This is a genomic window from Corynebacterium sp. HMSC074C03, from assembly GCF_001838285.1.
Taxonomy (GTDB): Bacteria; Actinomycetota; Actinomycetes; order Mycobacteriales; family Mycobacteriaceae; genus Corynebacterium; species Corynebacterium amycolatum.
This window is the reverse complement of record NZ_KV836238.1, coordinates 45,846-58,270: the sequence shown is the minus strand read 5'-3', so window position 1 is coordinate 58,270 and position 12,425 is coordinate 45,846. Positions and strand designations below refer to the sequence as shown.

The 12,425-nt window shown below is 58.8% G+C and carries 9 protein-coding genes; 6 read left to right on the top strand and 3 right to left on the bottom strand.

The window, feature by feature from the left end; translation table 11 throughout:
* Positions 1 to 313: 313 nt before the first annotated feature.
* From HMPREF2847_RS07805 to HMPREF2847_RS07785, 5 genes are all read left to right on the top strand, one after another.
* On the top strand, positions 314 to 1,099 hold the full coding sequence (locus HMPREF2847_RS07805; RefSeq protein WP_049172072.1) for an electron transfer flavoprotein subunit beta/FixA family protein: 786 nt from the start codon (positions 314 to 316) through the stop codon (positions 1,097 to 1,099).
* A gap of 54 nt (positions 1,100 to 1,153) precedes the next feature.
* Complete coding sequence (locus HMPREF2847_RS07800; protein WP_038628515.1) at positions 1,154 to 2,098, top strand: electron transfer flavoprotein subunit alpha/FixB family protein; 945 nt, start codon at positions 1,154 to 1,156, stop codon at positions 2,096 to 2,098.
* A 209-nt stretch (positions 2,099 to 2,307) separates the two neighbouring features.
* On the top strand, positions 2,308 to 3,504 hold the full coding sequence (locus tag HMPREF2847_RS07795) for a cysteine desulfurase family protein (protein ID WP_141765074.1): 1,197 nt from the start codon (positions 2,308 to 2,310) through the stop codon (positions 3,502 to 3,504).
* 143 nt (positions 3,505 to 3,647) lie between these two features.
* A complete protein-coding gene (mnmA, locus tag HMPREF2847_RS07790; protein WP_070852044.1) occupies positions 3,648 to 4,787 on the top strand; it encodes a tRNA 2-thiouridine(34) synthase MnmA in 1,140 nt (379 codons plus the stop codon).
* Positions 4,788 to 4,844: 57 nt separating this feature from the next.
* Positions 4,845 to 5,825 carry a uroporphyrinogen decarboxylase/cobalamine-independent methonine synthase family protein gene (locus HMPREF2847_RS07785; protein ID WP_246821988.1) on the top strand — a complete coding sequence of 327 codons (981 nt, stop codon included), beginning with the start codon at positions 4,845 to 4,847 and terminating at the stop codon, positions 5,823 to 5,825.
* A gap of 5 nt (positions 5,826 to 5,830) precedes the next feature.
* On the opposite strand, the gene HMPREF2847_RS07780 is transcribed toward HMPREF2847_RS07785, so the two are convergent.
* Together HMPREF2847_RS07780 and HMPREF2847_RS07775 are read right to left on the bottom strand one after the other, a co-directional pair.
* Positions 5,831 to 6,991, bottom strand: coding sequence for an ATP-binding protein (locus HMPREF2847_RS07780; RefSeq protein ID WP_070852043.1), 1,161 nt, complete (start codon positions 6,989 to 6,991; stop codon positions 5,831 to 5,833).
* Between the two features lie 140 nt (positions 6,992 to 7,131).
* Positions 7,132 to 7,800, bottom strand: a complete 669-nt coding sequence (locus tag HMPREF2847_RS07775) for a 3'-5' exonuclease (RefSeq protein WP_070852042.1) — start codon at positions 7,798 to 7,800, stop codon at positions 7,132 to 7,134.
* 71 nt (positions 7,801 to 7,871) lie between these two features.
* Here HMPREF2847_RS07775 and ligA point away from each other — a divergent pair, with 71 nt between their 5' ends.
* On the top strand, positions 7,872 to 9,992 hold the full coding sequence (ligA, locus tag HMPREF2847_RS07770; protein WP_141765073.1) for an NAD-dependent DNA ligase LigA: 2,121 nt from the start codon (positions 7,872 to 7,874) through the stop codon (positions 9,990 to 9,992).
* Here the strand turns inward: ligA and HMPREF2847_RS07765 are convergent.
* On the bottom strand, positions 9,989 to 12,355 hold the full coding sequence (locus HMPREF2847_RS07765; protein WP_070852041.1) for a glycogen/starch/alpha-glucan phosphorylase: 2,367 nt from the start codon (positions 12,353 to 12,355) through the stop codon (positions 9,989 to 9,991). The two genes, ligA and HMPREF2847_RS07765, sit on opposite strands and share 4 nt — an antisense overlap.
* Positions 12,356 to 12,425: the final 70 nt, after the last annotated feature.

The following is a 12,425-nucleotide window of genomic DNA, read 5'->3' as shown; positions in this document are numbered from 1 at the left end:
GTGGGGGTAGCCTGTTGGGGATCGGTGTTTGCTGTTGGCGAATACCACGGAGACAACTGCGATCGGTTGCGTATTATTAACCTCTGACATGCGGAAATGGCATGTTAGCGGGTGGGGTGGGCTCGTGGCGTGAGAAAAAATTTAAAAAAATAACGACATTGTTATCTGGATCACCTTCGCATTGGCGACAGGTTCTGTTATCTTCAACACAGACGACCTAGAGCGTGGCCTGGTTCACTTTATTGTGAGGTGGCTTGCGAAGTAAGGTCAGATAAACGTTCACCAGTAATCAACCAGTAAGGACGACAGAAAAATGCCGAACATTGTGGTTCTGGTCAAGCAGGTTCCGGACACCTGGTCCGAGCGTAAGCTCACCGATGACAAGTTTGTCCTCGATCGTGAGTCTGCAGACGCAGTTCTCGACGAGATTAATGAGAACGCTGTTGAGGCTGCCCTGCAGCTGAAGGAAGAGCACGGCGGTAACGTTACCGTCGCAACTGTTGGCCCGGATCGTGCCATCGAGGCACTGCGCAAGGCTCTGTCCATGGGTGCTGACGACGCCGTCATTCTTTCGGACGACGCACTTGAGGGCTCTGACGCAGTCCAGACTGCATGGGCTCTGTCCAACGTCATTGACACCCTCGAGGATGTTGACCTCATCATCACCGGCAACGCCTCCACTGACGGTGGCACCGGATCCGTTCCGGCTGTCCTCGGTGTTTACCGCGACCTCCCGGTTCTGACTCACCTGCGTTCCGTCGCTATCGACGGTGACTCCATCACCGGTGAGCGCGAGGTCGAAGACGGCATCTACCAGCTCAAGGCATCCCTGCCGGCAGTCGTCTCCGTCACTGAGAAGGCAAACAGCCCGCGCTTCGCATCCTTCAAGGGCATCATGGCCGCTAAGAAGAAGCCGGTCACCGAGCTGACCCTGGACGATGTTGCTGCTGAGGCAGAGCAGGTTGGTCTCGAAAACGCTGCTACCGGTGTCACTGGCTCCACTCCGAAGCCTGCTAAGACCGCTGGTGAGCGCATTAACGATGAGGGAGACGGCGGCGCCAAGCTGGCCGAGTACCTCAAGGCCCAGAAGTTCATCTAAGGCGCTTGACGCGAATAGAAGACAAATAGAGATACAAGTAGGAGAAAGATCACTATGACCGACGTCCTCGTTCTCGTCGAGCACGCAAATGGCGAGCTGAAGAACACCACCGCTGAACTGCTGACTGCTGCTTCCGCATTCGGCACCCCGGCTGCAGTTGTCGTGGGCACCCCGGGCACCGCTGCTGGCTTTGCAGAGACCCTGGCTTCCTACGGCGCTGGCGAGATTCTCGCTGCTGAGTCGGACGATGCCGCTAAGTACCTGATCACCCCTGAGGTTGACGTTCTCGTCGGCCTGGCCTCCGAGCGTGAGGTTCCGGTGCTGGTTTCCGCTTCCGCAACCGGCAAGGAAATCGCTGGCCGCGTTGCAGCACTGACCGGTTCCGGTCTGCTGTCCGACGTTGTTGCCATCAACGACGACGCTTCCGTTAAGTACTCCATCTTCGGTGGCGAGTACATCGTCGACGGTGTCGGCTACGGCGCATCCCCGGTCTACGCTCTGCGCCCGGGTTCCGTTGACCCGGAGGAGAAGTCCGGTTCCGCTGACGTCACTGAGATTGCATTCCCGGAGATCGGCAACAACGCTGTCGAGATCGTTTCCTTCGCACCGGCTGAGGGCGGCGACCGTCCGGAGCTGACCGAGGCTAAGCTGGTTGTTTCCGGTGGCCGCGGTGTCGCATCCGAGGATGGCTTCAAGAACGTTGTGGAGCCGCTGGCAGACGTTCTCGGCGCTGCTGTTGGTGCTTCCCGTGCCGCTGTTGACGCTGGCTACTACCCGGGTCAGTTCCAGGTCGGCCAGACCGGTAAGACCGTTTCCCCGGACCTCTACCTTGCTCTGGGTATCTCCGGTGCAATTCAGCACAAGGCCGGTATGCAGACCTCCAAGACCATCGTTGTGGTCAACAAGGACGAAGAGGCTCCACTGTTCGAGATTGCTGACTTCGGTGTCGTCGGTGACCTGTTCGACGTTGTTCCGCAGGCTATCGAGAACCTGAAGTAATACGCACTTGCCTTAAGACTGTTAGCCGGGAGTCAACTCGGTTAGCAACGACCTGCTCGGGGTGGGCACAGATTTCCACGTCTGTTCCCGCCCCGAGCGTTTTTGTATGGGACGGTTATTATTCGCCACTAATCGCACGCCATGTGGTGAGAGGATCTCGGTGATGGCGCGTAGTGAGTTTTAGGCGTGCCCGGCGTTATACTGCCTGCATGTCTAATGACCGCAATGTAGCCGTTCCACGTAAAAAGAGTGACGTGAAGTCTTCCGCGAAGCCACGCCACTTTGTGGATCATGCTGCGACTACGCCATTGCGTCCAGAAGCACGCACAGCGATGGTCGATAACCTAGATTTGGCCAACCCTTCGGGGCAGTACGCTACCGCTCGCGTTGCTAAGAAAGTTCTGGAGGAGTCTCGCGAAGAGATTGCGGAGCTGCTTGGCGCCGACCCTATTGAGGTAGTTTTTACCTCTGGAGGCACGGAGGCCGACAATCTGGCAGTTTCCGGCTTGTACTTCAAGGCGACAGGTTCAGACATTGTGGTTCCGCCCATTGAACACGACGCTGTGTTGAAGACCTGTCGTCATTTGGAGAAGGAACACTGGGCGCGAATTGTCCCTGCCCCGGTGGATGCCTCTGGCAGAGTGGATTTAGAGGCCTTTCCCACGCTGGATAGAAACTCCACTGCACTGGTGACTTGTATGTGGGCCAACAATGAAACAGGGGCTGTACAACCGATTAGTGAGATTTCAGCGCTCGCTAGAAAAGCGCGGGTTCCTTTCCACATTGACGCTGTGCAGGCCGCTGGTCATGTGCCTATCGATTTTCATTCTTCGGGTGCCGCGACGATGGCAATCTCAGCCCATAAGTTTGGTGGACCTCGCGGTATCGGGGCGTTGTTAGTGCGCCGGGATATAACGCTATGTCCCCACAACAACGGTGGTGGCCAGGAGCGCGGATTGCGTTCCGGTACCCAGGATGTTGCATCGGCAGCGGGGATGGCGGCCGGTTTGCGCGCGGCGGTCTCTGACATGCAAGCCGAACATGACCGGGTTAAGAATCTCACTGAACAGCTGACTCATGCGATTGCCGGCATTGACGGTGCAATCGTGCACACAACTCAGCCGGCATTAGCTGGTCACGTATATGCCAGTTTTCCCGGTGCAGAAGCAGATAGCCTCATTATGCTTTTCGACGCTGCTGGTATCGATTGCTCGACCGGTTCGGCATGTAGTGCAGGCGTTAATCGTCCTTCTCATGTGCTCTCAGCCATGGGCGTGAGCGAGCCCGAGGCGCGTTCTGCCATCCGCTTTACGCTGGGGTGGACCTCGACGCAGGACGATGTCGATGCCGTTATCGCAGCACTGCCCGAAACAGTGATGCGAGCACGCAAGGCCGGTATGGCGTAACTGTTAGCATTCAGGCTGCGGAAAGTGCGAGCGATTCGTAGTTACAGGCGCGGGCCACTAAGGGAACGCTCAACGATGGTACGGTGACACGAGCTTTCCAACAGTGGCAAGGCTAGGTGTACAGATCACAGAGAGGATTCACTATGCGTGTTTTGGCGGCTATGAGCGGTGGCGTCGATTCTTCGGTGGCAGCTGCTCGCGCATTGGCAGCAGGACACGAGGTTGTGGGCGTGCACTTAGCGCTGTCGAAGGATCCGCAGTCCGTCCGAGCGGGCTCCCGAGGGTGCTGTTCTCTGGAAGACTCCGGTGATGCTCGACGGGTATGTGATGAACTGGGAATACCTTTCTATGTGTGGGATTTCTCCGAGCGTTTCAAAGAGGAAGTCATGGACGACTTTTATGACTCCTACGAACGCGGCGAAACTCCCAACCCCTGTCTGCGCTGCAACGAACGGATTAAGTTCGCAGCCCTTTTGGAACGAGGTCTGGCGCTCGGCTTCGACGCAGTGGTGACTGGTCATTACGCTTTGCTTGGCGACGATGGTCTGTTGCGCCGTGGCCGCGATATGAAAAAGGATCAGTCCTACGTCCTTGGAGTGCTCGACCGCGAGCAACTCAGCCACTCCCTTTTCCCGGTCGGCGATACCGAAAAGCCTGAGATCCGCGAAGAAGCGCGCGATATGGGGCTGGGCACGGCAAATAAACCAGATTCTTACGATATTTGTTTCATTCCGGATGGGAATACCCAGGCTTTTCTGGGCGCTAAAATTGGGCGCCGGCCGGGCCTTATCGTCGATAAGGAAACTGGAGATACCGTTGCTGAGCACGATGGTGTTTATGGGTTTACCATTGGTCAGCGCAAGGGCATTGGCCTGCCCGGGCCGATGGCTGACGGCAAGCCACGCTATGTCACTGGAATCGATGCGGATACCGCAACGGTAACCATTGGCACCGCTGATGACCTTAACGTCAACGTATTGCAGGCGGACCGCGCCATCTGGTTGGTAGAACCTTCGGAGGTCGTGGCAGCGGCAGATGCAGGGAAACTACAGGTGCAGGTGCGTGCCCACGGTCAGCCTGTGGACTGCACCGTCGACGTTAAGGCTGGTCCAGAGGATGCACTCACCGGCCGAGGTGGTGCTTTTGAGCTAAAGCTCTCCGAGCCGCTTCGCGGCATCGCTCCAGGTCAGGCGGCGGTGCTGTATCACGCTGATCCGGCTGGAGACTACGTGCTCGGTTCTGGCACGATTGTCTCGACCGCGCGTGAAGAGGACTTGTCGTGACCTCCTTTGTCGGCCTTGGCCCGATGCCGGGCCGCAATCCACACGAGGCGGCAGAGATTGTCATTGGCGAATGCCTGGAAGGTCACGTCACGCTACCGCCGTGGGCTCGGCGCCGATGCCGTGGGTCGCACGGCCGCCCTCATGGCTGACCTCGTCGTGGATAGGGGAGCGCGCTCCTGGAAAGTCGCCGACAGTCGTGGTCGCGCGAGTGCCTTGGCCACTGATTATCTCCACCGCGACATCGACGCGTGCGAGGAAGCGTGGGGACGCACCCCGCAGAAGATTCGCCTGACCTCTCTCGGCCCATGGACGATGGCGACTTCGGTGGAAAATGCCGCAGGCCATCTCATCGCCGTTGACCGCGGCGCCGTGAAGTACTTCGCGCAGTCGCTGGCCGCGGGATTGGCTTCCCGCATCGTCGATGTCCGTCAGCGTTTCGACAGCGACATCGAGGTACTTCTGGCAGAACCCGCACTCGGCGCAGTCGCACAGGGCAAAATCAAGGCTCCGTCCATGCTGATGGGCAACGCGGGCTATCTCCCCGCCCAGGGGCAGCGCGAGATTGCGGAGATCTTCCGCGAGGTCACGGGGCCGCTGCGTGACGACGACATCGAAGTGACCATCGCGCTGTCGAGCCCCGATGGCCTGGCTGTTCAGGCCTTGGCGGATTCCGCTGCGGCCGGAGTGTGGCTACCTCGCAAAGAACTGACCACCACGCAGCAACTGGATTTTGCGGCTGCCGTGGTTGGTGCCGATATGTCCCTGGAGCTGGGTATTGTGCCAGTTACGGTCACGGAGCGAGAAGAGCACACGGGCGTCCCGGTGGCGACACCGGCTCGAGCACTCGCTGAGCAAGCAGCGCTGTTCTGGGATGAGCTGGGCTATTCGCGCCTACAGATTGCTGAGAGCCTGAATCTGGCGCCGATGGGCGGCTTTGCTGCCAGCTCCAATGAAGAAGCACAGGCGCAACTCGGCGCAGGCCGTAATGCCACGGAACTTCTTCGTCGGGCAGCCGGTGACTTGGCTCGCGACGAATAGCGATCTTATTCCACCAGCGTATTGAGGTAGTCGGCGAAGTAGGGAAGTGTGAATTTCAGGTATCCCGTCGACGCTGACACAATCAGCTCGCGGTAAATCAGGTCATGGCGAAGCTGTGAGATGCCAGAGAGTTTGCGTCCCATGGTCTCTGCGATGGCGCTCGTGGCCACGGGCTTTCCACTGGGGGAGAGGCGCGCCATCGCTTTGAGAAAATCAATCTGGCGAGGTGGCACTTTCCGCAGGCTGGGCGCATGAACTTGCAGTCCGATGCGGCGGATGGATTCCGCTCCGGCATCCGAGACATGCTGAGCGGTAATGGTGTCCGAGTGGGCCAACCTGGCCTTAGCCCAAGCGACTGAGCCAATGGTCTGTATGAGATACGGGTAGCCGTGGCTGAGTTCAGCGGCCAGCTCGACGGCATCCTCGGTCATCGCGCGTTCGCCGAGTTCTGCAGTTCTGCGAATGATGTCCTTGGTGGTCTCCACGTCCAATCGGCCCAGAGACACTCGCTCGGCACGGCGTAAGAATGTTGCGCCCTCTAGCTGGAGCAAGTCCTCGATACCGCTGGGCAGCCCGGCTGCGACAAAGGCAATCTCCGCATCGTCGCGATTGAGATCCTGGATTGCATGGGCAATTTCGTTGAGCTGTGCGGGGTCTGCACTTTGCACCTCGTCGAGAGTGAGCAAGATGCCGGATTCCTGTGGCATGAGGAGAGCCGAGAGATCCTGAAGTTGGCTGAGCAGATTCCTGCCGGGCTCGGGCTGATAAGTGCTGACTTCCGTCTTAAACCCGCCAATGCCGGCAATGGACAGGCCGGTGAGGTGACGACCCTTGCCCGTCGGTGCACTGTCAATGGCACTGAAAGCGCGCGGAATGGTGACATCGGTGAGCTCAGAAATCATTTCAGAGCCGATGTGAGCACGCAGCACAATCCATCCCAGTTGCTTTGCTGCGGCTTCAAACTCGTTGAGAAGTACCGTCTTGCCGATTCCGCGGGTACCGGAAATTAGGGCGGTTCGCCAGGGATTACCGGGGCCTTCCGCCAGAGCCAGCTCAAACGAGTCCAGCTCGACATCGCGCCCACCGATGACGGCCGGGGATCGGCCGAATGTGGGGTGGAAAGGATTGCGCGGGATGGAGATGGCCTTGTCGCTGCGAGTGGTCACGCATCAATCATAGCAATGGATAATCCACATCGGCTTGGATAACTTGGATACTCCGCCGAATTTTGGATATCCGGTTTCCGTTGGATAATCACAAAACTCTGGATATTGGGAGGGTCGGGGAGGGTGGGGGAACTCGCTGCTTAGTCCATCGGCCACCCGAAGGTGAAGTCCGACGTATCCTTACCCTTTTCGGCCAGGTACTGCTGCAAGTTTTTCTTGTACCGGTAGTACGTGACTGCTTGGAGCTCCATCAGCTCTTCACCGGACTTGGCCGTAATCTCTGGGTAGTGACGAGCCATGACCCACGCAATGCGGGCAGCGGCCAGTGCATCCTCTGTGGCATCGTGCGCGTTATCCAACCGCACCTGATAATGGCGACAGACATCAGTCAGCGTGCGCTTTTCATGCCGGTCCGGATCAAAGTGATGATCGAGCACAAAGGGATCCACAACCAGGCCATCAACCGTAAAGGTGGGGTCCTGCGAGTGCAGCACTGTCAGATCATAGGCAGCGTTGTACGCAATCACCGCCAGTCCATCGCGCCATGCTGTGCGAAGACCCGCAATGGTGTCCGCCAGGACCTCATCATGAGGACGGCCCTGCGCGCGAGCCTGCTCCGTTGTAATTCCGTGGACATCCGAGGCGGCCTTGGGGATTTCAACCCCGGGATCAGCCAGCATGATGGTGGAGTCCTTGCCGCCATCAGCAAGCCGAACCAGCGCAGAGGTGACAATTCTGCAGGTGTGAGGATCGGTGTCAGTAGTCTCCAGATCAAACGCCAGCATGCGCCGCGGATCGAAATTATGCATGCCTCAACTTTAGCGGAGACCCCGGATTGGTTGGCCCGACCGCCACAGTCCAATCCGGGCAATGACATAGAATGAGCGACGTGACTTCCTCGACCGATGAGAACTCCGACCTGTCAACCTCCGATTTGTCTTCGTTTTCCAGCGCCCCCGCCTCCGAACCAGCGCCGGCGGACGTCCGGGAGAATTGGCAAAATCTAGCTACTCGCATTCGTGAAAACGCTGCGCTGTACTACACTGCACAGCCGGTTATCTCCGATGCTGAGTACGACGAGATGTTCCGTCAATTGCAGCACTTAGAGGAGCAGTGGCCCGATCTGGTGGTGCCGGACAGCCCCACGCAGCAGGTCGGTGCGCAGGTCGAAGCGCCTGCCGACGGCGAAGTGTTCGAGCCCGTTGAGCATCTCGAACGCCTCTACAGCTTGGATAATGTTTTCGATGAGCAGGAACTGCGCGACTGGTTGGCCCGCACTCCGGCCAGTACATACCTGACTGAGCTGAAAATCGATGGCCTGTCAATCGACCTGGTCTACGAGAAGGGCCGCCTTGTCCGGGCGGCCACCCGCGGAGACGGCCGCGTGGGGGAGAACGTCACCGCTAATGCGCGCACCATCGAAGATATTCCGCATGAAATCAGCGGCGAGAACATCCCCGACGTGCTTGAGGTACGCGGTGAAGTCTTTATCTCGTTGGAAGAGTTCGAACGCATCAATGCCGACCGCGTCGACGCAGGCCAGAAGCCGTTCGCGAACCCGCGTAACGCAGCTGCGGGTTCACTGCGACAAAAGGACGTTGCAGAAGTGGCAAAGCGCCGTTTGTCCATGATTTGCCATGGAATTGGCCATATCGAGGGATGGCGTCCGCAGTCCCAACACGAGGCCTATCGCGCTTTGGACGAGTGGGGTTTCCACGTGTCGCCGTATACAAAGCAGGTTCATTCCGCGGACGACGTCGTCAAGCAGATGCAGTACTGGGGAGAGCACCGCCACGATGCTATCCACGAGATGGACGGGCTTGTGGTCAAGGTTGACTCCCTTTCCGAGCAGCGCGCGCTGGGAGCGACCTCGCGGGCGCCACGCTGGGCGATTGCGTATAAGTACCCGCCAGAAGAGGTCACGACGGACCTGCTGGATATTCGAGTCTCCATCGGTCGAACTGGTCGTGCGACGCCATATGCCGTGATGAAGCCGGTTTTCGTGGCCGGATCAACTGTCGAAATGGCGACGCTGCACAACCCTTCTGAAGTGCACCGAAAGGGGGTGCTCATCGGGGACCGCGTGACCATCCGCAAGGCCGGTGACGTGATTCCAGAGGTGCTCGGCCCCGTGGCCGATCTCCGAGATGGCAGCGAGCGAAAGTATGTTTACCCGACTCTCTGCCCCGAGTGCGGTACTCGTTTGGCTCCGGCAAAGGACAGCGATGCCGATTGGCGTTGCCCCAATACCCGCTACTGTCCAGGTCAGTTGCGTCGTCGAATTGAATTCCTCGCCTCCCGATCCGGGTTTGATATCGAAAACCTGGGGGAGAGGGGTGCTGCCGATTTAATTCATCGCGGCGTGCTTGACGACGAGTCCCGCCTCTTCGACCTCACCGAGGAAGATTTGCTCGGCACTGAGGTCTACACCACGGCTTCGCGCAAAACGCTGAATGCCAATGGTAAGAAGCTGTTGGCCAACATCGAGGCAGCTAAGGATAAAGAGCTGTGGCGTGTTTTGGTCAGTCTGTCTATTCGCCATGTGGGCCCGACGGTGGCGCGGACCTTGGCGCAGAAGTTCGGCTCGATGGAGGCGCTGCGGGCTGCGAGCCGCGAAGAGATTTCGGCCATCGACGGCATCGGCGAGATTATCGGCGATTCCGTGGCTGACTGGTTCGAAGTGGACTGGCACCGCGAGGTTGTCGAGCGCTGGGAAGCTGCAGGTGTGCGCATGGCCGACGAGGTCACCGATCGCCCAGATCAGGTGCTAGACGGATTGACCGTGGTAGTCACCGGCTCTTTGGAGGACTTCACACGCGATAGCGCGAAGGAAGCCATTATCTCCCGTGGCGGTAAGGCCGCAGGGTCGGTGTCGAAGAAGACCGACTACGTGGTGGTTGGCGAAAACGCCGGCTCCAAGGCCACAAAGGCCGAGGAGTTGGGCTTGCCCATCCTCGATGAGGATGGGTTCAAGCGGTTGCTGGAAACTGGTCAGGCCTAAATCTTGGTCTCTTCCAGCTTCCAGACCTCATTGGCGTAATCGCGGATGGTGCGGTCGGAGGAGAAGCGACCCGAACGGATGATGTTCAGGAAGCACTTCTTGGCCCACGCCAGCTCGTCGCGGTAGTCCTCCGCCATGCGGTCGCGGGTTTCGCGGTAGTCAGCGAAGTCGCCGAGGACGTAGTAGACATCGGCTGGCTCGTACCCGTTGGACTCCAGCAGCGAGAAGTGCAGGTCGTGGAACATTCCGTTGCCACCGTCAGCAAAAGTGCCGTCGACAAGCGAATCGACAGCGCGCTTGAGCCCCGGCACCGTTTCGTAAGTTCCACGCGGGCTGTAGGTGCGGCGCAGCTCCGGCAGTTCCTCTTCCAGCGCACCGAAGATGTAGGCGTTCTCTTCGCCGGCGGCGTCGACGATTTCGACGTTTGCGCCGTCCATGGTGCCCAGCGTCAGTGCGCCGTTCATCATGAACTTCATGTTCGAGGTACCCGAAGCCTCCTTACCGGCAGTGGAAATCTGCTCGGAGATGTCGGTGGCTGGGATGATGTGCTCTGCCGGGGTGACGTTGTAGTTCTCGACGAAGGCGACCTGCAGGCGACCGTCCATGTCCGGATCGTTGTTGACCTTGTCCGCGATAGCGTTGATGAACTTAATGATGGCCTTCGCGCGAACGTAGCCTGGGGCGGCCTTGGCACCGAAGATGAACACGCGCGGTGGCACGTCCAGCGCTGGGTCTTCCTTGATGCGGTAGTAGAGATCCAGGATGTAGAGCGCGTTGAGAAGCTGGCGCTTGTACTCGTGCAGACGCTTAATCTGGGTATCGAAGATGGCGTCCGGGTTCACCGAAATACCCTGGCGGTGCTCCAGCCAGGTGGCGAAGTCCTTCTTGTTCTCGTGCTTGATGTCGAGAATCTCACGCAACACGGCCTCGTCGTCAGCAAACTTTTCGAGCTCAGCGAGCTTGTCCAGGTCGGTGACCCAGGCATCCGAACCCGACAGGCGAGTCAGCAGTGCGGACAGACGCGGATTGCACTGGTTGAGCCAGCGGCGCGGGGTGACTCCGTTGGTCTTGTTGTTGAAGCGCTCCGGCCAGATATCGTGCCAGTCCTTCAACGTTTCGCGCTTAATGATTTCCGTGTGCAGGGCAGCCACACCGTTGATGGAGTACGCGGCGTAGCAGGCGATCCACGCCATGTGGATGCGGCCGTGGGAAATCGGCGCCATGTAGTCAATCTTGCCCTGGTCGAAGCCGCGCTCCGCCAGATCTTCGCGGAAGCGGCGGTCGATCTCACGGGTGATCTCCAGAACGCGGCCGAAGAGACGGTCAAAAATGGAGTATTCCCAGGTCTCCAACGCTTCTGCCAGAACGGTGTGGTTGGTGTAGGCGAAGGTGTTGGACACGACGTTCCAGGCGTCGTCCCAGCTCATATCGTGCTCATCCAGGAGCAGACGCATCAGCTCTGGGATCGCGAGCACCGGGTGGGTGTCATTGAGCTGAATGGAGTTGTACTTGTGGAAATCGCGCAGGTCCTCGCCGTGATTCTCGATGTAAGAATCAATCATCGTCTGCAGCGAAGCCGAGACGAAGAAGTACTGCTGGCGAACGCGCAGCACCTTGCCGTCATAAGTCGAGTCATTCGGGTAGAGCACGCGGCACAGATCATGGACGCGTTCGCGTTCGACAATGGCGTCGGTGAAACGCTGCGAGTTGAAGGCGTCATAGTCGAACTCACGCATTGGCTCCGAGTGCCACAGGCGCAGCGTGCCGACGTTATCGGTGCCATAGCCGGTAATTGGCATGTCATATGGAACAGCGCGCACGACCAGGTCATCAAAGGTGACAATCTTGGACAGTTCCTCGCGACGAATGACGAAGGGGTAGCCCTCTTCCATCCACGGATCCGGGTGCTCATCCTGGAAGCCATCTTCGAAGGTCTGCTTGAACAGGCCGTAGCGGTAGAGGATGCCATAACCGGTCACCGGCAGATTCTGCGTGGCACAGGAATCCAGGAAGCAGGCGGCCAGACGACCCAGGCCACCGTTACCGAGAGCCGCGTCGTGTTCGGCCTCGAGCACGTCTGTCAGATTCTTGCCGTACTTTTCCACCGCAGCGGAGGCCTCATCCACCAGGCCTGCATTGAGCAGGTTGTTCAGCAGGGCGCGACCCATGAGGAACTCGGCGGAGAAGTAGTGCTGCTGGCGGGTAGCAGCGTATGCCTCCGTGGTGCGCTGCCAGTTGTCCGCTAGGTCATCGACAACAACCCGTGACAGACCGGACCAGAATTCCATCTCAGTGGACGACTGGGGGACACGGCCGGATTCGGCACGAATGTGGGATCCGACGAGGTCACTCAAGTTCGACATCAAAGAAGCTCCTTATTGTCTGGTATCATTTCCAGACTTTACCGCTAAGCGTGAATCACTGCGCTCCATA